Annotated in this window: 19 protein-coding genes and 1 tRNA gene; 12 read left to right on the top strand and 8 right to left on the bottom strand. The window is 47.2% G+C overall.

Translation table 11 applies throughout. From position 1 onward, the window contains the following. The 7 genes from lon to A3750_RS21050 form a co-directional block, all read left to right on the top strand. Nucleotides 1-2,233 (top strand): endopeptidase La (gene lon / locus A3750_RS21080; protein ID WP_068548763.1); only part of this gene is annotated, 2,233 nt, incomplete at its 5' end. A gap of 215 nt (nt 2,234-2,448) precedes the next feature. Next, complete coding sequence (locus A3750_RS21075; RefSeq protein WP_068457826.1) at nt 2,449-2,721, top strand: HU family DNA-binding protein; 273 nt, start codon at nt 2,449-2,451, stop codon at nt 2,719-2,721. A 140-nt stretch (nt 2,722-2,861) separates the two neighbouring features. Beyond that, a complete protein-coding gene (locus A3750_RS21070; protein WP_068548761.1) occupies nt 2,862-4,748 on the top strand; it encodes a SurA N-terminal domain-containing protein in 1,887 nt (628 codons plus the stop codon). A gap of 182 nt (nt 4,749-4,930) precedes the next feature. Continuing rightward, the gene (locus A3750_RS21065) at nt 4,931-5,746 is read left to right on the top strand and encodes a C39 family peptidase (protein WP_068466585.1); all 816 of its coding nucleotides are present in this window, start codon (nt 4,931-4,933) and stop codon (nt 5,744-5,746) included. 34 nt (nt 5,747-5,780) lie between these two features. Beyond that, the gene (locus tag A3750_RS21060; protein WP_068453201.1) at nt 5,781-6,791 is read left to right on the top strand and encodes a flagellar protein FilC; all 1,011 of its coding nucleotides are present in this window, start codon (nt 5,781-5,783) and stop codon (nt 6,789-6,791) included. Nucleotides 6,792-6,813: 22 nt separating this feature from the next. Continuing rightward, on the top strand, nt 6,814-8,484 hold the full coding sequence (locus tag A3750_RS21055) for an outer membrane protein transport protein (RefSeq protein ID WP_156498803.1): 1,671 nt from the start codon (nt 6,814-6,816) through the stop codon (nt 8,482-8,484). After that, nucleotides 8,450-9,793, top strand: a complete 1,344-nt coding sequence (locus tag A3750_RS21050; RefSeq protein WP_068466588.1) for a MalM family protein — start codon at nt 8,450-8,452, stop codon at nt 9,791-9,793. The genes A3750_RS21055 and A3750_RS21050 overlap by 35 nt, the downstream gene beginning before the upstream one ends. A 53-nt stretch (nt 9,794-9,846) precedes the next feature. On the opposite strand, the gene A3750_RS21045 is transcribed toward A3750_RS21050, so the two are convergent. From A3750_RS21045 to A3750_RS21030, 4 genes are all read right to left on the bottom strand, one after another. After that, nucleotides 9,847-10,686: an alpha/beta hydrolase gene (locus tag A3750_RS21045; protein ID WP_068466590.1), complete on the bottom strand. Its 840-nt coding sequence runs from the start codon at nt 10,684-10,686 to the stop codon at nt 9,847-9,849. 48 nt (nt 10,687-10,734) lie between these two features. Then, entirely contained in the window at nt 10,735-12,237 is a 1,503-nt protein-coding gene (locus tag A3750_RS21040; protein ID WP_068455710.1) for an NAD(P)/FAD-dependent oxidoreductase, read from the bottom strand. Between the two features lie 120 nt (nt 12,238-12,357). Further along, nucleotides 12,358-13,710: a tRNA 5-hydroxyuridine modification protein YegQ gene (gene yegQ / locus A3750_RS21035; protein WP_068466622.1), complete on the bottom strand. Its 1,353-nt coding sequence runs from the start codon at nt 13,708-13,710 to the stop codon at nt 12,358-12,360. A gap of 143 nt (nt 13,711-13,853) precedes the next feature. Then, on the bottom strand, nt 13,854-15,050 hold the full coding sequence (locus tag A3750_RS21030) for a hypothetical protein (protein WP_068457619.1): 1,197 nt from the start codon (nt 15,048-15,050) through the stop codon (nt 13,854-13,856). A gap of 160 nt (nt 15,051-15,210) precedes the next feature. Between A3750_RS21030 and nhaR the strand changes: the two genes are divergently transcribed. Continuing rightward, nucleotides 15,211-16,104, top strand: coding sequence for a transcriptional activator NhaR (nhaR, locus tag A3750_RS21025; protein WP_068466592.1), 894 nt, complete (start codon nt 15,211-15,213; stop codon nt 16,102-16,104). Between the two features lie 41 nt (nt 16,105-16,145). Here nhaR and A3750_RS21020 read toward each other — a convergent pair whose 3' ends face one another. Next, complete coding sequence (locus tag A3750_RS21020; RefSeq protein WP_068456424.1) at nt 16,146-16,448, bottom strand: hypothetical protein; 303 nt, start codon at nt 16,446-16,448, stop codon at nt 16,146-16,148. Between the two features lie 215 nt (nt 16,449-16,663). On the opposite strand from A3750_RS21020, the gene A3750_RS21015 reads away from it, so the two are divergent. Together A3750_RS21015 and A3750_RS21010 are read left to right on the top strand one after the other, a co-directional pair. After that, nucleotides 16,664-17,002, top strand: coding sequence for a hypothetical protein (locus A3750_RS21015; protein ID WP_068456426.1), 339 nt, complete (start codon nt 16,664-16,666; stop codon nt 17,000-17,002). A gap of 177 nt (nt 17,003-17,179) precedes the next feature. Next, complete coding sequence (locus A3750_RS21010; RefSeq protein ID WP_082863228.1) at nt 17,180-17,926, top strand: isoprenylcysteine carboxylmethyltransferase family protein; 747 nt, start codon at nt 17,180-17,182, stop codon at nt 17,924-17,926. Here A3750_RS21010 and A3750_RS21005 read toward each other — a convergent pair. From A3750_RS21005 to A3750_RS20995, 3 genes are all read right to left on the bottom strand, one after another. Further along, the gene (locus A3750_RS21005) at nt 17,923-18,702 is read right to left on the bottom strand and encodes an ABC transporter substrate-binding protein (protein WP_197466309.1); all 780 of its coding nucleotides are present in this window, start codon (nt 18,700-18,702) and stop codon (nt 17,923-17,925) included. The two genes, A3750_RS21010 and A3750_RS21005, sit on opposite strands and share 4 nt — an antisense overlap. Before the next feature lie 481 nt (nt 18,703-19,183). Further along, a tRNA-Leu gene (locus A3750_RS21000) sits at nt 19,184-19,270 on the bottom strand. Nucleotides 19,271-19,474: 204 nt separating this feature from the next. Next, nucleotides 19,475-22,246, bottom strand: coding sequence for a hypothetical protein (locus A3750_RS20995; protein ID WP_068456431.1), 2,772 nt, complete (start codon nt 22,244-22,246; stop codon nt 19,475-19,477). A gap of 464 nt (nt 22,247-22,710) precedes the next feature. Here A3750_RS20995 and A3750_RS20990 point away from each other — a divergent pair, with 464 nt between their 5' ends. Beyond that, nucleotides 22,711-24,228, top strand: coding sequence for a fumarate hydratase (locus tag A3750_RS20990; protein WP_068466594.1), 1,518 nt, complete (start codon nt 22,711-22,713; stop codon nt 24,226-24,228). Nucleotides 24,229-24,290: 62 nt separating this feature from the next. Next, nucleotides 24,291-24,580 (top strand): 4a-hydroxytetrahydrobiopterin dehydratase (locus tag A3750_RS20985; protein ID WP_068548758.1); only part of this gene is annotated, 290 nt, incomplete at its 3' end.

Below are 24,580 nucleotides of genomic sequence, written 5' to 3'. Positions count from 1 at the left end.
CGATGATCCGGGCCTTGATGAGCTCTATGGTGTCGGTACTCTAGCAACCATATTACAGATGTTGAAACTACCTGATGGCACTGTGAAGGTATTGGTTGAGGGAGAGAAACGCGTGGTTATCGATTCTCTCGATGAAGACGCGTTTGCATCGGCGGTCGCTCACGAGCTCCCTGAAACTAAGCCAGCGACTAGCGAACTACAGGGATTGGTTAGTGCGCTAAGCAGCGAGTTCGAGAAGTTTAGTAAGTTAAGCAAAAAAGTTCCTAGTGAGGTTGTTAGCTCTCTTGTTGGAATCGAGGAGCCACTCCGTCTAATTGATACCGTTGCCACACACTTGGAAATGAAGATTTCTGATAAGCAAGAAGTGTTGGAAGAAGGTGATGTGACTCAGCGAGTAGAGTATCTACTTGCTGTCATTGAGGGTGAAATCGATCTTATACAGGTGGAAAAGCGTATTCGTGGTCGCGTTAAGAAGCAGATGGAGAAAAGTCAGCGCGAGTATTACTTAAACGAGCAGATGAAAGCGATTCAGAAAGAGATGGGCGCGCTCGGTGAGACAGGTAATGAATTTGAAGAGCTTGAGAACAAGATCGCCGAGGCAGGCATGCCGGTTGAAGCGAAACAAAAGGTTGAAGGTGAGCTGAAAAAGCTGAAAATGATGTCACCTATGTCCTCAGAAGCCTCTGTTGTCCGCGGTTATATTGAGTGGCTAACGGATTTGCCTTGGAAGAAGCGCAGCAAGGTGCGTCATGATTTAGCAAAGGCACGAGAAATTCTTGATAGCGATCATTATGGGCTCGATGAGGTCAAAGACCGCATATTAGAGTATCTTGCGGTGCAAGCACGCGTTAAAAAGCTGAAGGGGCCTGTGCTTTGTTTGGTTGGGCCTCCGGGTGTAGGTAAAACCTCTCTCGGGCAGTCTATCGCTAGAGCGACAAACCGAAAGTTTACGCGTGTCGCTTTAGGTGGCGTTCGTGATGAAGCCGAAATTAGAGGTCATCGCCGAACTTATATTGGCTCTATGCCAGGTAAGCTGGTTCAGAAGATGACAAAGGTCGGTGTTAAAAACCCGCTCTTCTTGTTAGATGAAATTGATAAGATGGGGATGGATCATCGTGGTGACCCTGCCTCGGCTCTCCTTGAGGTTTTAGACCCAGAACAGAATCACACCTTTAATGATCATTATTTGGAGGTTGATTATGACCTCTCCGACGTAATGTTCGTTTGTACATCTAATTCGATGAATATTCCTCCTGCGTTGCTTGATCGAATGGAGATTATTCGTATTCCGGGCTACACCGAAGATGAAAAGGTGAATATTTCTCAGCGCTATTTGATTCCAAAACAGGTTAAAAATAATGGCCTCAAGGCGGGTGAGCTTGAGATCGAAGAGGATGCGATTCGAGACATTGTTCGTTTCTATACGCGAGAGGCTGGAGTCCGTGGGTTGGAGCGTGAAATCGCCAAGCTATGCAGGAAGGTCGTAAAGTCGATTGCGTTAAAAGAAATTGATCCGGAGCTTACTGTATCTAGTTCTAACCTTGCTGATTACCTTGGTGTGCGTAAATTTAGCTATGGTACTGCTGATGAGGAAGATCGTATCGGGCAGGTTACTGGTTTAGCTTGGACTCAGGTGGGCGGCGAGCTTTTGAGTATTGAGTGCTCTACTGTTAAGGGCAAAGGTAAGGTGGTGCGGACCGGCTCGTTGGGTGATGTAATGCTAGAGTCAATACAGGCAGCAATGACGGTCGTGAGAAGTCGAGCTGATGTGCTGGGTATCGATTCTGAGTTCCATGAACAAAACGATGTGCATATTCACGTTCCGGAGGGTGCGACCCCTAAAGATGGTCCTAGTGCTGGTATCGCTATGTGCACAGCGATGGTTTCTGCCTTTTCAGGTGTTCCGGTAAAAGCAGATGTAGCTATGACTGGTGAAATTACACTGAGAGGTCAGGTTTTGGCGATTGGGGGGCTAAAAGAGAAGTTGCTTGCTGCGCATCGCGGAGGCATTCAAACGGTCGTGATCCCTCACGAAAATGAGAAGGATTTGAAAGAGGTTCCTGACAATATTAAAGAGTCTCTTGACATCATTCCGGTGAAGTGGATCGATGAAGTGCTCGACATTGCTTTGGCGTATCCGCCTGAGGAAAAATCTGGAAAGCGGTCCTCGAGTGTGTCAAAGAGTACAAAAAGTAGCTCGAAACGGACGGAAGGGCGAATAAATACGCATTAGCGCAAATGCTTCCTTGACAGTGGTTTTGGACAGTTGGTATAACTTGTTACGACGTCTGGCAGCAGTATTCTAGAGGGCTCCGAGACCACTCGATAGATTTTCTATAAGATAGAGATTTCTATAATTAAGAAGAATTAGATCGCGTCTTATTGTTTATTCAAACAGCGGATCAAACATCTATTTAAGCAAACTAAAATTAAACTAAGGGGTTTAGTGTGAACAAATCTGAACTTATTGATGCAATTGCAGATTCAGCAGATATTTCTAAAGCAGCAGCAGGTCGTGCAGTTGATGCATTCGTAGACTCGATTACTGGTGCTTTAAAGTCTGGTGATCAAGTAACGCTAATTGGTTTCGGTACTTTTTCTGTGAAAGACCGTGCAGCGCGCACTGGTCGTAATCCGCAAACAGGTCAAGAGATACAAATCGCCGCAGCGAAAATTCCAAGCTTCAAAGCAGGTAAAGGTCTTAAAGACGCGGTTAACTAAGGTTATTCGCCTGTTAGAAAGGTTCGAAAGAGCCATTCGAGAAAAGGCGCGTTCTTAGGAATGCGCCTTTTTTGTTATGTCAGCCTTTAGTAGCGCTGACAGTATTTCATTATAGTAAGTAGTTATTTTTAGAGGGCATTATGCTTCAAGACGTCCGTCAAGGTATGCAGGGTACGACCGCCAAAGTTATTGTTTGGGGAATTGCTATTACGTTCGCGCTATTTGGTGTTGAGTCAATTGTTGGTGGTATCGGTGGGGAGCCTGATGTAGTTGAAGTAAATGGCGAAGGTATTCCAGAATCAGAATTTAAAATCGCTGTTGAGCGTAAGAAGCGCCAGTTATTAATGCAGATGGGCGAGGCGGCAGACCCAGATCTTATTGATGATGGGCTGCTATCTCAGTCAGTTCTTGATGGTCTCGTTCAAGAAAAAACGCTTGAGCAGGACGCAAATGACAAAGGCCTTTATATTTCAGTCGCAATGGTTGATGAGTACATCCGTGGCATGAACGAATTCCAAGTTGATGGAGAGTTTAGCAATCAGCGAATGCAATCTGTTCTCGGCTCTGCTGGCTTCACGCTAAACTCCTTCAGAGATAGTTTGGCGAAGCAGTTTGTCATTGATCAAAGTCGTACAGGGCTGATCGGATCGGCGTTCGTGCTAGAAAGTGAGGAGAACGCACTCGTTAAACTAGACCGTCAAACACGTACCTTTGGTATGACTGTGTTATCCGCTGATGAATATAAGGACGAAATTGAAATAACTGATGCAGAAATCCAGTCTTATTATAATGAAAACGCTTCCATGTTCATTCAGCCTGAAAACGTCGATGTTTCCTATGTTGTTTTAAGAAAGTCTGAATTAGATCAAATTGATGTCGCGTCTGAAGAAGTGGAAGCGCGTTACGAGCTTGAATTACAGGACTTTGTTGGCGACGAGCAGCGCCGAGCTTCTCATATACTAGTCTCCATTTCGGATGAGGTGACTGAAGAAGAGGCTTTAGCGAAAGTCACTGAACTTAAGACGAAAATTGATGCCGGAGAAGACTTTTCAGTGTTGGCCAAAGAAAACTCCGATGATGAGGGTTCTGCGGTTGATGGCGGTGATCTAGGTTTTTCAGGGAAGGGTGTTTACGTTTCCGGCTTTGAAGATGCTTTGTTCTCGATGGAAGAGGGAGCTGTTTCTGAACCAGTCAAAACGGAGTTTGGTTACCACCTCATCAAGCTACTAGAAGTGCAGGTAAATGAGCCCCCTGAGCTTGCTGAGCGTGCTCCCGTGTTAGAGGCGGAGATTCTAGCCGAAAAACGTGATCAGCAGTATGTTGATTTAGTTCAGCAGTTAGCAGACATTTCGTATTCGTCACCTGATTTGGTCGATCCCGCAGACGAGCTTGGTCTTGAGTTACAGCAGCGAATTGGTGTTTCTGCTGAATCTCAGGATGAAATTTTTTCAGAGCTGAAAGTTCAGCGAGCGCTTTTTAGCGATGAAAATCTTTCTGGGGAGCACAACAGTGAGGTTATTGAGCTGGATGAAGGGTTGGCGCTTGTCTTTAAAGTTGAAGATTACCATGAGGCATCGACGAAGAGCTTGGAGCAGGTTCGGGATGAAGTGACCGCTCTCCTGACGAAAGAGAAAGCAGGGCAGTATGCCGCATCAATCGGTAATGCTTTTATTGTTCGAGCTGAGGCCGGTGAGCATGCAGATTTGGTCGCGGAAGATATGTCGTTCGCCTGGGAGCAAAAAGTCAGCGTACGAAGGGATGACTTCTCAGTAAACCCGGATTTATTGTTTAAAGTGTTCTCAATGGATAAGCCGGCGGGTGAGCAGCCAGTGATCGGTGGCTTTGAGTTGAGTAATGGAGACTATGCGGTTGTTTCCCTTACTGCTGTTTCTTCTGGAAGCTTAGAAGATATTACCATGATCGAAAAACAGTCGATCAAAAGCTCGCTAGGGGCGAGTTATGGCGGGACGGATTATGCTTCGTATCTGACTAGTATTGAGGAAAGCGCAATCGTTGAGCGAATGTAAGTCATTCTAAATAGCGTTGACGGGAGCTTAGTAGGCTCCCGTTTTTTGTTGTGCCCCTATAGATTGAGCACTGGTTATCTTTAAAAAACAGCCAATTGCGGTATCGTTCGCATCAAGAATAATGAGACTGACACGTAGTGTGCGGCTGCGTGGTCGAATGGGATTACACCCGGAATAATAAAATGGTTCTGGTTACTACAGCATCGATACTATTTCTTAACTTGCTTTACGGATTCAAGGAGATTGAGCCGCATGAGCAAGGCGTCGTGTATTACGACTTTGACCTAGATAGGCCCGAGTTGTTTTATTCCGCGGAGGTAGAGCCTTATTCAGAAATCAAGTTCCGCAACATCGTTCGCCAAGCATACGATTATAGTTGCGGCTCTGCAGCCCTTACGACGATCCTTCAGCATTATCTTGGGCGAAACTTTCAAGAGCGCCAAGTGATGGAGGGCTTACTTCATTACGGTGAGAACGAGCGAATTGTAGAGCGCCGTGGTTTCTCGATGTTGGACATGAAGCGCCTCGTTACGGCCTTAGGTTTTCCTGCTGGTGGCTTTAAAGCGGAGATGCAAGACCTAATCGACTTGGATCACCCAGCGATCGTTCCAATTCAGTACGCGGGTTACAAGCATTTCGTTGTCGTAAAGACGGTGGAGAATGATCGTGTTTTTATTGCGGATCCATCGAAAGGAAACTTAACGTTCACGATTGAGCGCTTTAAAGAAGCTTGGGATCAAAATGTATTATTCGTTGTATTTCCTGGTGATACGAAGCCGGTAGATGGTCTGGAATTGAGAGAAGAAGACTTACGTTATATTGATGACCAGACACTCTCTCTGCAGGCATTTCAGGAGTATCCAGATTATTTCGATATGCATCAGTGGCGGATACAGAATGAGATCGAACGGCTTAAAAATAACTCTGAAGAGGAGATAGCCAATGGTGCGCCAACCTTTAGTAATGGCACCAAGCAGCTTCACTACAGAAGAAACTAATTAGATTGCGATAGTATTAAACAAGGACAGACTCATGGCCCGCTTTTTAAGGCTTTTGATCATATTTTCTGGAACCCTGCTCGCGACTGGCGGGGTTTTTGCTGAAGAAAAGTCTTCGACGGATAAAGCGCGTGAAGCGCTTGCCCAGCAAGGGGAAGACGAGAGTGATACGGCTCAGTTAGAAGAAGTTTTCCAAGCCGCTGAAAAGCGCTACTCGATGTTGAAATCTGGCGGGAAATCGCTGTCTTACTCCTTTAGTTATTCCTATACAGGAGACTCTAGAATCGATCTAGAGGTTACTAACGGCGTTGTCCGTAATTTGGATGTAAATCCTACTGCAACGCACAGCATGACGAACAGTTTCAGCTTCTCGTATGGCATTCTCAATAACGTCACGTTAAGTACCAACGTTCCTTTATCCACTCGTTACGACACGACACGTGAATTATCGGTTACAGATTTTGGTGATATTAGCCTCGGGCTCAGATGGCAGCCATTCTCTTATGTGCCGGGTGCGCCCACAATAACAGTCAATACCTCTTTGAGCACCAAAACAGGGGTTAGCCCTTATGAAATTAACCCGCAACAAAGACTGTCTACAGGTAGCGGAACGTATTCGTTTAGCACTGGTGTTAACGTATCTAAGGTACTCGATCCGGTTGTTGTGTTCGGTTCATTAAGCTCTGGTTATTCATTTGAAGAAAATGGCCTGAATCAAGTCCGAGGCGGGCGGGTTTTGACGTCTGTTCATAATGGGCAAAGTTATTCTCTCTCTGGCGGTTTCTCTTACTCTCTGTCCTACGATACTTCCTTAAGTATTTCGACAAGCATTTCTTATAACAGCGAAACGAACCTTTACTTCGCTGATGGAAGTAATACTGAAACTCAAGATTCGGCTAGTGGTTCGGTAAACATGTCTCTGGGTATTAGGGTTGACCCTACTACGATTATTAACACCAGTTTTGGCTTTGGTCTGACCGAAGATGCTTCAGACTTTAACTTAGGCTTCTCGTATCCGATTAATATCGGTGCGTGGACTTGGTAAGCGATCAAATATTGGAGCTGATGTGAGAGCGCTTACCAAACCAATACAGCGTGCAATGGTTGCGCTGTTTTCCGTGTTGTTGGTTTTTCCGCCCCAGCTTTATGCGCAGGTAGGTAACGGCATCACGATCGATAGTCGCGCGATGTCGCTTGGTAATGCCGTCGTAGCGGATCGAGATCCAAGTATTGCCGCTGTTTATCATAATCCCGCGGGTCTCGTAAATTTAGAAGAGCGTCAATTCGAAGTAGATCAATATATTATTGGTCTTGATCTCGATGCGGCATATATCGCGGGCGACGATTACGAGATCTTTGGTCTAGATGGAACAGGCTTTAATACCTACGATCCGACTGTTCCAAGAGACCCAGTGGTGGGTGGTGATGGATATGGTGAGAGCCATACGAGTAAGCCGGCGATATATATTCCGGGCTTTGGCTTACAGCAATGGGTCTGGAGTGGGCCGGCGCCACTTCCGTTTCAGTTCGGTTTCTCAGTAAACGAGCCGGGCTCGAAGTTTACTTTTGCATTCAAAAACTACATGCATTCTCCGCTTGGCCTGTTCAAAGACGCTGAAGACCCAGGTAAATTCCTAGGTAAAGAAGCGGCTATTCAGCGCTACACTTTCTTTTCTCCTGCAGTTGGTTACGAAATTTCTGATGAATGGGCCGTTGGTCTGGGCGTTCAGTTATCCCATCAAGGTTTCTATATCGCGCAGGATAACCGGGCACCAAACTTTTTGATTGCCGTGACTGAGATTTTACAGGATGCGTTTGCCTGTGAATTTGATAAGCCGATCGGTAAACGTCGTGATCCTCTCCAGCCTTTCCTTTCTCTCTGTCAGGGTAATATTGGTCCGTGGGACAGTGTTGGTCGAATCGACATCGATATGCAGCAATCACTTTCCCCAACATATAACGTCGGGGTGCTCTGGGAGCCAAATGATTGGTTTTCATGGGGGGCTTCCTACATGACGGGTGCCGAGATGGAGTTGCGTGGTACCTTTTTGATGGACTACACGGATGAGTGGACAGCATTCTGGCAAGGCTTTAACGGCTCGATTATTGGTGCGATTACTGCCGCGATTCTTGGTCTTCCTCGAGGACGACCATATGAGGCGGGAAATATTTATATGGATTATGAAATTCCGCAGCAGTTTAAGAGTGGTATCAGCATGCGAGTTCATCCGGAGTGGACCGTTAATCTTGATGCTACATGGACTGATTGGAGTGTCTGGGATGAATGGACGTTCCATTTTGATCGAGATCTAGAGCTTTTAACAACAGCGCGACTCCTTTCAGGACTTGTTACCGGAACCTCTCTAACGCTTCCACTTGGCTTAGAAGATACGTGGCATTACGGGATCGGTATCACCCAACACGTCAACTCTCGGTTGAATCTCCGGTACGGTTTGGAGCTGAGAAAGACGCCTGTCGGTGATGATGTTTTTGGTCCTGTGCCGGTAGGAGATATGAAGCATTGGGGCTTAGGCTTTGATTATAAATGGGATAAACAAACCAGGGTTGGTGCAAGTGTATTCTATATGCAGTCTGTTGATTACATTAAAAATAACACGAGTTGTAATCTAAACTGTACTAACTTTACTAACGTGGTTTACAACCCTTACGCAGGTCTGGATGTTAAATTCTCATCAAGAATCTATGGTATCGGGCTCCAGTTTAGACGGCAGTTCTAACACTCGTAGCCTGTTTGTCTTACTAACAGCAGTATTTATCTTTTACGCTAGCCCGGTTTCTGCAAAGCGTTACATCGTTGCTGACGACGCGTTTGGTAATACCGATGCAAAACAGGTTTCTGAACTGGATGAGGAAGAGCTAGAGAAGCTTCGTCGTCGTGAAGAGGCGAAGTCCGATTCGCCCGATGATTCTACCAAAAGCCCGTCAACAAATTCTTCTGATGACTCTTCAGTGAGCCCATTAGCCCCCGCCGCCGCTCCCAATGTGATAGAAGAAGCGGAGCCTGCTTATTCTCAGGAGATTAAGAAAGCCCCGAATTCTGTCGGGAGTTCAGAGGCCTCAGAACAGTCAGCGAATCCATCGCAATTCGGTTCAGGTGCAGAGGTCGATAATTCGGAAAACCCTTTTGAGCGTGCATTAAGGGAGTCACAGGAGAACGAGACAGACGAAGTGGTTAAGCGATTGCGCGCGCAAGGCGGCGATCCAAGCTTTGATGCAACGAGGGTCAATCCTGCAGAGTTCGTTGACAGTGATGATCTTTTGCAGGGCAATGTTGGTAGCGATGGCGAACGTCCTTTTTTCGTGACATTTGATAACGAAGGCGATTCGAATGTTATCTTTTATAGCCCTCAAGTCATGCAGCAAGAGGTAAACCGGCGCGAGATGGAAGAGCAGGTGAGTGAAGCGGTGGTTTACTCTCCGGACAATGCCCAGTCGGAGCTCGTGTTACCTCAGGATGCAGACCCTGTAGCTGCTCAAATCCTATCCGCGGGCAATCGAGAGAGTTACTTCAGTCGCTTTGAGGGACGCTGTTGTAAGAAAATCCCAAATGTTGGTATCTTGGAGCTTCGTCGTGACAAGGGGCTACATGTACCTATAAACCGAGAAGACTTCTCTTATCGTTTTGTCGATGGTGACAGTCGCTATCGTTTAGTTCGGCTTCCTGAAGTGCGGAAAAACTTCCTGATTACGTTAAAGACCTTCGTTAAATCCTACAAAAAACAGGGTATCGAGCATGGCGCATTTATACCTCAGGTTGTGATGCTCGATCGAGATAAAAATATTACGCGGATTATTACCAATCTATCGGCAGAATCGCATGCTGAAACATGGAGTAACTACGGGTATCTCAAATCCGTCATAGAGGTTGATCAAACCGGTATTGATGGCGAGGCTTTGTTACTGGTCTACACACGTGCAGCTGACCTACGTAGGAGTTCCACAGTTGAAGACTCCTCGGGTAGTTGGGAAATAAAGCATATGGAGGTTGGCTCTTTAGAGGTCACTGTCGTACCTAGTTCGCTCTAACATTGATTCAAATGTGTATCGAGCGATCCTGGGTTTAAAGTCTAAAGTAAGTCTTAAGCACTTCGATATTTTTCTGCTTCAGCATATTTGAACCCTTCTCTCGTGCGCTGTTCACTTAACCAGCTAAAAATATGCGCTTTTACGCGTGGTAAGTATGTTCCGCCGATTGTCCAATGACAGACCTCTTCCAACAGGCGAAGGGATGCTGGAGATCGGAACCGGCTATGAATTTTCTGCTGCAATTTTGGCGGTGTGATCTTATCTTTCAGTCCTGACACGATAAGAACCGGGCAAGAAATGTTTTTGTAATTCACTTTCGTTGGTGGTTTTCTAAACAGGAACCACATCCCAATTTCGGTTGATGCCAAACCAGACTCTAGTGTGACTTTCGTCGCCAAGTCTTCTTGAATATCTGAGGGTTGGCTATTTGCAATACCATATCTTATGTTTTTGAGAGTAATGTCAGTTGTCGTTTTCCAGAGAGGGAATTTGAAAAGATTGTGTCCAAATGTTCTGACCACGCTCCACGTCCAAGAGTTGATGCCGGCCGGAGAAGCTGAAGAGATTAAAATCAGCTTTTCCACGTCACGCTCTGCGGCTACAAGTTGGGCGATCAGTCCGCCCATAGAATGACCAACCAAGATCGGTTTCTGATCAAAGCCTTCAAGGACGTTGATGATAAAATCGACATAGTCACGTATTCCGGTTCCCGCAAGTTTCGCGCGAGACTCATCGGTGTGCATGCTCAAGTTAACATGGTTTGGCAGAGAAGGCGCAAATACTGCGTGGCCTTCGGATTCAAATGCATGCTTCAACTCGTCAAGCGTATCACCGGTGCTCCACATTCCGTGGATCATGAGTACCGGTGGCAGGCTGTAATCATTCTCGGCCATGGGCGATCGTCTCTTAATTATTCTATTTTTTAGTGTCAGGAGGCGGGCTTAGGCCGCATTTACCTGGGGTGCCGGATCAGCTTTCACTTTTTGAGCTGCGGTCTTAAAGTGCATGTTTGGCTCGTCGACAGGCTCTTTGAGTAAGACTTTCTTGTCTTTTCCATAATCCATATCTAGTTTCCAGGGACCGCTTCTTCCTTGGCGAGGAAGCATATGTTTTGCCCGTTGAGCGTATCCTGGATCAAAATTATCAAGCATGCCATCAGTGAGCTTGTTGTTACCAATGTCGGTTGGCGTGGCAACCGTATAGTTATTGCTATCCATAAACTTGATCAGACGACAAATGTATCGGCTAGCAATATCGCACTTTAATGTCCATGGCGCGTTGATATAGCCAAATACCCAAGAGAAATTGGGTACGCCTTCTATCATCACACTCTTATAGGTCATCTTGTCACTTAGGTGAGTTTCCTCGCCATCGACAGATAGCTTAAGACCACCCATCATCTGAACATTTAGCCCTGTCGCTGTGACAATAATATCTGCGTCGAGATGTTGTCCTGTTTTGAGCTTAATTCCGGTCTCTGTGAAAGAGTCGATGTGATCTGTTACGACGGATGCTTTTCCTTCGCGAATTTTGGCAAAGAAATCGCCATCTGGCGCTGCGCAAAGCCTCTCTTCCCACGGGTTGTAACTGGGAGAGAAGTGCTTCATATCAACATTTTCTCCCAGTTCTTTCCGAACGTTTCGGGCCAAGACTTTACGCATAAAGTTGGGCCAGCGCATGCTCACCAAATATAGCGCCCGTTGAATCAAAATATTTCGTTTGCGGGTAATTAAGTAGGCCCAAGATTTAGGCATGATCTTCGCCATGAAAGACGCAATCTTATCGTTGTCAGGCAATGACATGATATAGGTGGGCGAACGTTGAAGCATCGTGACATGCGATGCCTTGTCTGTCATGGATGGTACGATGGTTACGGCGGTGGCTCCGCTGCCAATCACGACGACTTTTTTGCCCGAATAATCTAGGTCTTCCGGCCAATGTTGTGGGTGTATGATTTGCCCTTTAAAGGTCTCTTCGTTGTTAAAGTGAGGGCGGTAGCCTTTGTCGTAGTTATAATAGCCGGTGCAATTTAGGAAGAAGTTGCAGGTATAGGAGCGTGTCTCATTTGTTGGCTCATGAAGGGCTTCTATTTCCCAGAGTTGTGTTGAAGAGTTCCAGTTGGCACTCGTTATTTTAAGACCAAACTGTACTTTATCCTTGATGCCATATTCTGCAGCGGTTTCGACGACGTAGTTCCTGATGTCTGGACCTTTTGCTAGAACCTTGTCTGAGAACCATGGCTTAAACTGAAAGCCAAAGCTAGTCATGTCAGAATCCGAGCGAATGCCAGGATAGCGAAACAAATCCCACGTGCCGCCCATTGTCTGCCGTCGCTCAAGGATAGCGAGTGATTTATCAGGGCACTCTTTGCTCACATGGCACGCACTACCAATTCCAGAAAGACCTGCGCCAATAATAAGAATATCGAAATGCTGTTGCCCCACCGTGTTACCCCTCGCTTTTGGTTACTATAATTTCAAACGTAAGTATGGTCAGTAGGGCAATGAATCTGAATGATATCCTAGTCGAAGAACTTGATATTTACGCCACTATACTTTGTTGATTTATCGCATAGTTTTAACAAGAAGGCCCTTTGCCAAAGCCGCATCGCTAATATGTTTTACCAGATCAGCAGGTACGCTAACGCGATAGCCTGACCCGGATGCCTCATCACATGCAGCCCCGTTTCTACTGAGCTGCATATTTGAAGCGCTAAACTCAACGTTTTGTTCGGGGGTAAGCAGGGTTAGCTTGTCGTTAATGCCAAATTTATTCTTAGCGCTTAGGAATAAGCGATTGTTCTCGCGATCAATAGACTCGATATCTGCCACGAACAGCTGATTTTCAGATCTAGAGTTGCCGGTCTCATAGTTTTGATATTCATCAGGCACGTGGCGCCGATAGAAGCCCTCGGTGTAACCCCGATTTGCCATGCCTTCTAGCTCATCCATGAGTTGCATATTAAAGTCTCTGCCGGCAAGTGCGTCGTTAATTGCCTGCTTGTAAACCTGAGCTGTTCTTGCTGCATAGTAATAAGACTTTGTTCGTCCCTCTATTTTTAGAGAATCAACACCAATATTGATGAGCCGTTGCACATGCTGAACGGCTCGTAGGTCTTTTGAGTTCATGATGTAAGTACCGTGCTCATCCTCGTAGGCTGGTAGGTACTCACCCGGTCGACCGGCTTCCTGAAGCAGGTAAATCGGTGGTTCTGACTTGTTAGCGCTAGTCTGTGCTGGGTCGAAAGTCTCGAGCGCGGGTTGTTTGGCGATGATATTGCCTTCGACGGTTTCTTTCGCTTCATGCGCTTGATACTTCCAGCGACAGCTATTCGTGCATGCACCTTGATTCGAGTCTCTGTGGGTCATATACCCCGACAGCAAACAGCGTCCAGAGTAAGCGATACAAAGGGCGCCATGAACAAACACTTCCAACTCCATTTCTGGGCAGCGTTGTTTTATTTCTTCAATCTCATCGAGTGATAGCTCTCGGGACAGTATGACCCGAGTGAGACCTTGTTTCTGCCAAAATTTTACCGTTGCCCAGTTCACGGCATTGGCCTGCACAGAGAGATGAATGGGCATATCGGGCCATTTTTCTCGTACCATCATGATTAGGCCGGGGTCAGACATGATGATCGCATCGGGCTTCATTGCGATCACTTGTTCCATATCTTTTAAGTAGGTGTTCACTTTGTTGTTGTGTGGGCTGAGATTACTGGCGATGTAAAACTGCTTGCCAAGAGAATGCGCGATCTTCACGCCGCGCGCGAGGTTTTCTATCTTGTTGAACTCGTTCTCGCGCACCCGAAGACTATAGCGAGGTTGTCCGGCATAGACGGCATCTGCCCCATAGGCGAATGCGTATTCCATATTTTGAATAGAGCCTGCAGGCGAGAGCAGTTCGACAGATTTCATTAGCGTGGCCTCAAATTCGAGCAAATTAAATTGCGCGCGATTCTAGAGGCTTCTTGGTTGATGCGTTTTGATGCAAATCAATCGCGTGCACAGAATTCGAATGAGCGAATTAAGATGCTGCTCATCATTTCGCCGAAGAGGGCTCACCCCAAATACATCTCATACATCTCTTTAAGGCGCTCGGCTTCCGTCCGCTTCGTTAAGCGTTCAGCTAGTTTTGCTTTTTTTCCTGCATGGCTTGAGGCAACTACTTGATAAACCACAGTGGTTTTATTGCCATGCTGCATTGTGCTGGTTTGAACGATATCAATCGACTTCAATATGTCTTTGTCTATGATGCGAGTTGTAATCGGGTAACCAAACAAGAATCGGCGTGCTTTGATTCCTTGGGAGTTAACCTGAACACGGAGGGACTTCGCCAGATAAAATATGCCCCCGAAGAATATGCCGAGGCCGACCGCCGAAAATACGATAGGGAAGAGAAGTGGCGCGCCCATATTTCCGGCAAACAAACCCGCAGCGGTGAAAAGGGCACCAAACAGGCTTAGCGAAATTCCTGGAACCGGTCTTTGAAACGAAGGAAAAAAGGCCTCAACGCCGCCGTCAACGGTTTGAATTTGAGCCACGCTGTATACACCTTCTTCGGCTTGAGACTGCGTGAGTGGGTGATGCTCCGTTCCTTCGTTGATACTGGAAAATACTGGTGCTTCCGATTTAAAGACCGGAATGATGTATTCGCGTTCAAAATCGGCGCCTCTTAGCGCGCCATTGATATTTACTTTCCAAAGAACATAAGTCTGTTGATCGTCAGGTGTTGCTTCGGGTTTGTCTTCGGGAACATCAAACCGAAAAGACAAGCGCGTACCGTGAGGACCGCGTTCATGATGAGCTACGCCTTCGGACTGCCAAATGATGCTTTCTGTGCGTCGGCGATTCTTTCCTGAACCGGTGATATAACTCTTGCGACAGGAAAGCGTCACGTCAAATTTGTGGGCTTTTGAGTAAGGTAGCCGAAGAGAAACTTGGCCACCGACCTGTCCACCTATGCATCCCGGAAAAGGATCCATGAGTAGCGGTGTTTGACCAAACCGTTTCCATTGTCGTGTGGCCCGGATACTTAGGCCAAGCATCACGAGCCCAATGATCGGAAACAAAAATACTACCGCGGCCTCAGGTTTACGGGAAATTTCAGATAAAATATTGTCTTCACCTAGGAAAGGCGTGTAGCTGATTAGATTCCAGAATATGGTAAAACCCCAAAGCACATAAACTGCGCTTTTGGCTGACGAACGAATACTATTGTTTTGCCACGCTTTTTTCTCTTTCCACCAAGTCTGCAAGTGCTACTCCTAACGTAAATCCTTTTATATAAGCTAAGCATGCTCAGCCACTATTGTTATTAATAATAGATCGAAAAAGACGATCTATTTGATTTAAATAATCGTATTTCTAGTGTTCATTGTTCAGGCTAGACTGCCCATTGCATTACGAGGACTCATTATGCGCCATTTGAATTACAACCATCTTCTGTACTTTTGGACTGTTGCTCAGGAGGGAAGTGTGGCGCGGGCAGCGGATGTTCTGCATCTTGCTCCGCAGACCATTAGCGGACAACTAAAAATGCTGGAGGATTCAATCGGGGAGCCGCTCTTCACGCGCGTAGGAAGAGGGCTCGCAATCACCGATACCGGACGTATTGTCGAGCAGTATGCAGACGAGATTTTTAACCTCGGCGCTGAGTTGACGCAGCGTGTAAAGAACGAGTCGTTGGGGGCGCCAGTCGTCTTCAATGTCGGTATTGTCAATTCGATTCCAAAGCTGATCGCCTATCGAACCTTGAAACCGGTCATGCGTATGATGGAGAGTATGAAAGTCTCTTGTTATGAGGACAGTCTCGAGTCCTTGTTGGCGCAGCTTGCCATTCATAAGCTCGACTTAGTCCTATCTGATAGACCCATCCCATCCAGCGTGAATGTGCGCGCTTACAACCATGAGCTCGGCGCAAGCCCTCTTTCGATATTTGGTTCGCCTGAACTTATTGAGAAGCACCCTCAGGCGTTTCCTGAGTGTCTGGACAACGCTCCGATGTTAATGCCAGTAAAAGAGCATGCTCTTCGACGTAACTTGTCAGATTGGTTTGAAGTAAATGGTCTGACGCAAAATATTGTCGCTGAGTTTGATGATAGCGCCTTATTAAAAGTGTTCGGAGAGGCAGGCGAGGGGTTTTTTCCCGCGCCCACAGTCATGCGAGCGCAGGTTGAATCTATTTATGGGGTGCGACATGTTGGCGTTGTAGAAGGGGTAATGGAGCGTTTTTATTTGATCTCTCCTGAGCGTAAATTGAAGCACCCAGCCGTATTGAAGATTATCGAGTCTACGCGTTTTTCTCTCTAATGCTTCACAGGCGCCTTTTCGCGCAACTCTTTTGCCCTTTGTTAACTTAGCGCTGCGATCCGTTGCTCTCTAAGAATGGTTCGTCGAGCACGTGCAAAGCAAATTTCTATGGCAGACGTCGCCTGATTGGACCTGGTTTCAACAGCCATTGGTTTGCCGACATAGGGTTCTGTTCTAAGCTCAGCGTGAAAAAGCGTCTCGCGTGTGTTTTCTCTTACTTCTTTCAGCTTAAAGCGTAGTGACGAAAATTCCTCTGCCAAAGGGCCGACATAAATATTGAAGTAAGCTTCAATTTCGTCTCTGTGCTTTCGCAGCTCATTGCCATCAAGTGCGATTTTAAGCATGTCTCGTTCCTCCGCTTTGAAGAATTTTGCGTATGCTACGCCGGAGAGATTGATCGATCTATCAGAAAAATATGCTTCGTCTGCTCGAAAAAATCGTGCTAGGAGAGGGTCGTTAATAATCCGTTAATTTCGATTTTAGTGTGCGATTAAAACTGCTTTTTTCGAATCGTCAGTTCAAGCAATCTAAACGCGTTCATTCACAAAGGAGGACGACGATGAAAGCCATTCATAAGTATCAACTTAATACTGACGGCTCTGAAACGGCGCTTAACTTAAAAGAGAATTATCGAATTGCTCATGCTGAATATGTTCTGGTTGAGAAGGCTGTGTTTGTTTGGGTTGAAGAGCCTCTCGCTGCAAAAATACCGACGTGCGAGGTCGAGTTTTTGGTCGCTCGGTCGGGAGACCCTCTCTCCTCAGAGTTTGACCACGTCGCCACCGCAGTTGATTCTCTTGCGCCTGAGGCCTACCACATCTTTTGCAAGCGGCCAGAAGCGGCTATTTACCCTATCACCCTTAGTGAACAGGATTTCGTAGTTTCGGCAGCTAGTTGATTCAGGCTCCTCTCTTTCCAGTCTCCCCTCCACACTCAGAGAGTGGTTTGGCAACTAGCTATTCATGGGCGCTCCGGCGCCCATTTTTTTAACTGAACTATCCTCATGGTTTTGTTATCGTGGCGCCCTGATTTCTTGTTCCAGTCAAATAGACAAAAAATATATGTACGGGCCATCATGAATACAAAAGCGACATCTCGGCTAGACGCTAAACAGGCGCCTTTATGGGCGATTAAGTTACGCGCTTTAAGTGAATATCTCTCAGTTGATTGCCTAGGTGGGCCGAAGCATCTTAAGCTCGCGTGGGTGGTTAACTTCCAGAAGGCAGGCACCATTTTCTTTGTCGCGGCACTTATGTGGTTTTATAACAATACGAGCACTGCGGCTTGGCTTTACCTAGCCTTGCATGGCGGTTATGGCATTGTTTGGCTAATTAAAGACATGGCTTTCCCTGATGAAAACTGGCAGCGGCGCGTCACCTATGCTGGTGCGTTCAATGCATTCGCTCTAGTGCTCGGGCCTTATTGGCTATTTGGTTGGCTATTGATTTCAGAGCGGGGAGCGGACGCGTATCCTTTGTCGGACGGAACGTGGTTTGCTCTCTGTACCTTGCTTTGCTTGATTGGCTCAGTTTTGATGATTGCGGCGGATGCACAAAAATACTTTACGCTGAGGGTAAAGCGCGGACTGATTACCGATGGCGTGCACCGATATATTCGTCATCCCAACTATCTGGGAGAGATGATGATTTACGCAAGCTTTGCACTTTTGGCTTGGCATTGGTTTCCATTTTTGGTGTTGGCCTGGGTTTGGCTTGGCGTGTTTGCCGTAAACATGGTCTTAAAAGAAGCGTCTATGTCGCGCTATCCAGAGTGGGCAGCGTATAAAAAACGCAGCTGGTGGCTTGTTCCGGGTATTTTCTAAAGCTCGCCTTCAAGCGACGATACCCAAGTTTCTTTTGCCTGATGATAAAGCGCCTGTGCGTTCTTTGCTGACAGCGCTGTCTCAAGTTGCCTGATTAATCGTTCTGGGGAATCTACAGAAGGGGAGATGGCGGTATAAAAAGGGACCTCGTCGAGGCAGCCTGCAACAGACAGGATGGGTTGCCCCTCTTTACTGTTCTGGTAATACTCCATTACGTTCTTGTCGCCGGCGATCAAATCGATACGGTTCTTTTCAAGCATGCCGCTTAGTTGATCCATCGGGCGATTGCTAGACACTAAATAAATCGATTCCTCCGGTTTAGGATCACTAAATAGCTCGCCAATCGGTGAGCCATATCCATAGTCTTTCACACCGCCGACGCGAATGCCCTTAAAGGATTCGCGACCCTTGAATTTTAATTCACTCTCGCTTTGACCAAACAAGCAGTCTTGGTAATAACCCGTCGGTATGATAGGGAACTGAAAGTCTTCGGCTTCGCTATGAACTGCTGTAAGCAATCCATCATATTTTCCCGCGCGACTTTCTTTTATCGCGCGAGACCAAGGCAAAATGGTGACGTTTAACTCGACATTCTGTTGAGAAAGAAGTTGGCGCATGTATGTGACGATAAAACCCGGGTGGTCTTCATCATCACAGACATAGGGACACCAAGAGGTAGCGGCAAAGTGCATTACCTCCGGTTTGTCAGCATGAGCGTTTTGCTCTGCAAATGCAGTCGGCAATGTAAACAAACTAAGTAATAATATTTGAACCAAACGCATCGCTAATTAACTCTACCCTTTAAGGACTACAACACTATCAGACTAGTTGAGGAATGCACAGATGCCAGTGTGTCACTGCTCTGGCGAGATTCTTTTGCCTCTTTTTTAAGTTACTCAATTAGTTGCGTATTGGATTCTTTTGAACCTTCGTTCACGCATTGTGCTGGGTGTTGGGTTCAGCTAAAAAACGGCTGCGTCGAGTTCTGTCAGAAAAGTACTGGTTGGATGAGAAATATGCTCAAAGAGCGGTAGAGAGTAAGAGAATGGGTACGGGTACACCATCTATAGTGGAGGGCATGTTGTGGTGTTTTCTTTGCTGTCTCGTTATTGCTGAGAAAGGCGCGAAGATCCGACAGCGTTTCGTGAAGAGGCCTTAATTGCCATGGAAAGGCTTGCCCTTAAGTTTATCTGTACAACGGGATTCGATGCTAATAAAAAAGCCCCGAAGCGATTCCGCTGCGGGGCTTTTTTGTCTTGGTACCAGTGGGCGGACTCGAACCGCCACGCTCTTGCGAGCAAGGGATTTTGAATCCCTCATGTCTACCAATTTCATCACACTGGCAAGGTAGGGCGCATTATACGGATTCGCCTAAATGCGTCAACAAGCTTGTTTAGAAAATGCGGTAAATAATCGCAGAGTAAGAAGTGGTGTTATCAAGTATTGGTTTTTTGCGGGGGAGAGGGAGAGGGGGAGAAATTGGGTTCTGATTCACGGGGCCTGAAAAAGAAAAACCCGCACAAGGCGGGTTTTTTAACTAGGGCTATTTTACGGAGTACAACCGCTAGCTTCATCCAAGATAAGTGCTGGTAGCGGCAGATCTTGTTGAAGGCTCGCGAAGTTAGGTGTAACCGTGACGGCCGCACCATCGCTTGCAATTAAACCAACGGTGTGACTCAAGTTTTCTACAAACGCATTGTTACCGTAAGTCGCTGCATCTGGGACATCGCTACCATCAGGTAATGAAGGTGTGCTATGTGTAGCAGAACAAGGCTTGTAGCGGGCTACTGCCTGTGTGATAGCTTGATTTCCTGCAGTTGTCGTCAATGCTGTCGCGCCAGATAGGGCAACCAAAGGCTCTGCGCCAGATAGGTAAGCAACTGAACCGCTCACTGTGTTTCCGCCAGGAGAGGTGACCGACTGAAAGGTTCTGCTTTCTTCAGAAATGTCTACTGGAATCACCAAATCGTTTGCTGCAACGAAGTAGTTAACGGGTGTGGCACCATCGAAACGATCTGCAAAGCTTACCGCATCTACAGAGTCAAACGCGGCTTGGAAAACGTTCAAGTATGCTTGATAGTTTGATGTCTCTGGCGTGATGCCGTTTGCAGCTAAGCCGTCAGCCAATGTGCTAGCAAACGCTGGTGAGTTCTCAAAGAATCGAGCAATACCACCGCCAGGAGTAAAGAACGCCGCTGCAGTAATGTTGTCATCCGTTGCAGCCGTGTCGTTCGCAATCGCAACAAATGCCTGCGAGTTAATCGTACCTAGCGAGTGGCCTGAGTAGAAGTAGTTGTCAGTTAGGGTGTGTCCGCTAAGCGTTGTTGCAGGTAGTGACTTTCTGACCGTGAACAAATCAAGTACGTGCTGACGATTGTTGTCGCGTGCTGTTAAAAAGCTCTCTAAGTTTATAAACATAGAGCCTGAACCGCCATCTTCAATCAATGCAGGTGGGTTAGTTGCTCCCGCGCCCGCATCTTGAAAGCCGAAGTGTCGTTCAACGGCGCCGAAGGCGCTTGCCTCTAGTGCGCCGCTGACAACTCCGTGCAGAGGTTCGTCGATTGCAATAACTGCATGGAGTGATGCATTGCTTAAGCTGTTAGCAACGAGCAAGCTGCCAAAACCAAGAGCATTTGAGCGGTCGCCAGTTAAGCCGTGACCCCACATCATTGTTTTTAGATTTTGCGGTCCGCCTGTCATTGCAGGGTCAGGGTAGATCGCAAGCATAGGGATCGTTACATCTTCTTGTTTCGTTGGAAAAGGGAAGATGTAATTCACCACTTCTGATGCCGGCGGTGTGTCGAAGTCCGCTGGATCAGATGGAGGGTTCATAGGGTCGCTACAATCAAGTTGGTCGGTACTGCCCAAAGCAGGTGCGGTGAAGCCCTGTGGAATTGCAAGGCCAGAGCAGTAGAAAGTGATATTCAGCGTTGTTGCGAGCGTTACATCAGGCTCCCAGCTGGCATATTTCAGCGGCAAACCCGCACCTGCAGCCGCAGTTGTCTCTGTTGGGGGGGTTGGGAACCCTACAGGTGCGCCGCTGTAGTATGGAATCGTTAATTTGCCTTGATCGACTAAAACGGTGTCTTCTGGAATACCGCTCGGATTTGTTACAGCATCAAATTTAAGAGTAGGAACAACGTCTGTCACATCTAGCGCAGCGCCATTCATAGTGATCGTTGTTGCTGTAGGTTGTGAAGTGAATGTTGCAGTTCCTCCCAATGCTCCATATAGGCCGTTTGCTGCACAAGTTACTCTTGCGTCTCCGGCTGGAGCTGCGTCGCAACCTATTAGAGCAGGGCTCAGGCTAGATGGAAGCCAAGCTGAATAAGCACCATCAACGGTCGCTTTCACCGTTGCATAATCACCTGCGCCACCCTCAACCGCGGCTTTTGCAGCACCAACTTTAATTAAGTCTTGGATGCGATCATTCAACCAGTTTGTTGGTTCAGCGATGTAGTCTAAAACCTTCTCGTCATCTGACGTTGTAAAGCTATACGTCAGCGCAATGTTGTCTTCGGTTAACGGTGGCTGGCTGTATACAAGACCCCGAACAGCGTTGATAAGACCAAGTGATGTTGTTTCCCAAAGGCCATTAATTAAGGCTCGAACCGGCGCTAAAGCTGCAAGTGCACCATTTAATGGCACTTCTGCATCAGTCTTGGTAAGTGCTTCGTACCCAGCTGCACCAGGAGATGGAACAATTGCATTCCCTTGTGTGTCGGTTATACCGTTTGTAATCGCTACAACAAATCGCGTTCTTTCAGCGAGAGGGCTTGAAACTGGATGGATTCTAATCGTTGAATTGCCGTCTAGCACCTTATGTTCAACCGTGTAGGTTGGCTGAGCTGCAACGATGTCAGCAGGAACTGGTGGAGTCGCCACGCCAGCTACATTTGGTGGCTCTTGGTTTGATAATCCTTGTACTGGGTCGCCGCTCGCGTAATCAAGAGCGATAAGCCAAACGTTTTGATCCGCGTCGCCTGGGCCTTTGATTGATGCAGGATCAATGAGGCCGCTCAAAGAAATATCGATCGGTGCGATGGTCGATGCGCCGCTTAATCCGTTCAGAGCAGTTGTAACTGGTGGGGATGTATCGCTAACTGAGAAGCTGCCATCACCCGCTTCTGAATCAAAAATCAAATCATTAGGTATTGGAAGCTTGCTCTCTGCTGGGGAGAAAATTGGATACACCGCAGTGCTGGTATCTGGATTCGTTACCGAACCGGCGTTTTCACCTGTATCGGGTGAGCTGTCTAGACATCCGCTGAGAGCAAACGTGGAGGCTATTGCGGCACTTAAAAGGGTTTTTTTCAACATAGCTAGGACCTTTACCTATGATTGCTGTTATTCGTTGCTTCTACTTGTTTCGCGGGAGCGAGCGAAGAGAGCATTGTTTACGATTTATTGCCTACGCCAGTGTTTTTGTTGTGCTTGTGTTCTTGTTCGAAGCAGTAACGAAAACTCTGCCGGTCGCGCTTCTCGCGCTTTTATTCGTCTAACTAATAAAACTAGACGAAATATCCGCTTTGTCGAATTTTTCTCTCTAAGTTCAATGGTTTGATACTTTTTTGTTTTCAGGTGCGGCCTTATACAAATGTCTGCGCGCAGAGCACTACAAAGGATGGCTAATTGAGAGTACAATTTCCCGCCTTTATAAAAGGTCGTGCAGCTGTTTTTGAGTATTTAATGTTTGTTGCTTGATAAGGGCAGTGAACAGATCTTGCAGGACCGACAACGAAAATCGCTAACCTTTAATCGCTTACAGAAAAGAAGAGACGTTTATGACCACCATACGCCAAGACGATTTGATCGAAAGCGTAGCGGACGCGCTGCAGTTTATTTCTTACTATCATCCAGCCGACTTTATTAAGGCGGTGCACGAAGCCTATCTGCGCGAAGAGTCGCAAGCAGCGAAAGATGCGATGGCGCAGATTTTGATCAACTCTCGTATGTGTGCTGAGGGTAAGCGCCCAATTTGTCAGGATACGGGTATCGTGACGGTGTTCGTAAAAGTGGGCATGAACGTACAGTGGGATTCAGACATGAGTCTTACTGACATGATCAATGAAGGTGTTCGTCGTGCGTATACACATCCAGATAACGTTCTACGTGCTTCGATTCTTGCAGACCCTGCAGGGGCGCGCAAAAACACCAAAGACAATACGCCGGCGGTTATTCATTACGAGATTGTTGAAGGCGATAAAGTGCATGTCGATGTCGCTGCAAAAGGCGGCGGTTCTGAAAATAAATCAAAGATGGTGATGTTGAATCCGTCGGACAGCATCGTTGACTGGATTGTGAAAACCGTTCCCACCATGGGGGCTGGTTGGTGTCCGCCGGGAATGCTGGGTATTGGTATTGGCGGCACAGCTGAAAAAGCCGCTGTGATGGCGAAAGAGTCTTTGATGGACCCGATTGATATCCATGAGTTGCGAGAGCGAGGTCCGCAAAATCGCATTGAAGAGTTGCGCCTTGAAATTATGGATAAGGTGAACGAGCTGGGCATTGGCGCGCAGGGTCTTGGTGGTTTGACGACCGTGCTTGATATCAAAATTAAAGATTACCCAACGCATGCGGCAAGCCTGCCGGTGGCGATGATCCCGAACTGCGCAGCAACACGACATGCGCACTTTACGCTAGATGGCTCTGGCCCGGCATTGCAAACGCCGCCAAGTCTTGATGATTGGCCGGAGATTACCTGGGAAGCCGGTGAAAACGTGAAGCGTGTTAATCTGAATACCGTGACCAAAGAAGAGGTCGCGGACCTCAAGCCGGGTGATACCGTGTTGCTTTCGGGCAAGATGCTGACAGGCCGTGACGCTGCGCATAAGAAAATGGTTGAGATGATAAACAACGGCGAAGAGCTTCCGGTAGATCTGAAAGGTCGCTTTATTTATTACGTTGGGCCGGTTGACCCAGTTCGCGAAGAAGTCGTTGGCCCTGCTGGCCCAACTACAGCAACGCGTATGGATAAGTTTACCCATACCATGCTTGAGAAGACGGGCTTGCTCGGCATGATTGGTAAGGCTGAGCGCGGTCAAGTTGCCATTGATGCGATTAAAGAATTCGGTGCTGTTTATTTAATGGCTGTTGGAGGCGCCGCTTACTTGGTGTCCAAAGCGATCAAACATGCGGAGGTTGTCGCCTTTCCAGAATTGGGGATGGAAGCAATTTACGAGTTTGACGTTGTTGATATGCCGGTCTCGGTAGCGGTAGATGCATTAGGCAGCTCTGTTCACCAGACTGCACCGGTTGAGTGGCACAACAAAATTATTGCGGCCAAAACGCTAGAAGGCTAGTTCTGTCGTATTGGGCGGCAACATTCGGCGAGCGTCATGCTGCCGCGAGAAGAGGTAGTAATATGCTAAGTCAGGAGCAATGTGAGGCGTGTCGTGCCGATGCGCCTTTGTTGAGCGAAACAGAAATCTCTGAGCTGATGCCAGAAGTAGATGGTTGGGAGGTAATCAACGAAGCGTCTCAGCAGCGTTTGCATCGCGTTTTTAAGTTTGGTGATTTTGAGCAGGCGTTGGCCGCCGCGCAACGGGTTGGAGAATATGCCGATCAGGTCGATCATCACCCGCGCTTAGTGATTGAGTGGGGTTCGCTGGCAGTCACTTGGTGGAGTCATAAAATTGGTGGAATGCACCGAAA

The organism is Oleiphilus sp. HI0079 (assembly GCF_001635105.1).
Note: the sequence above shows the minus strand (reverse complement) of the source record. Positions and strands in the feature narration are given on the sequence as shown.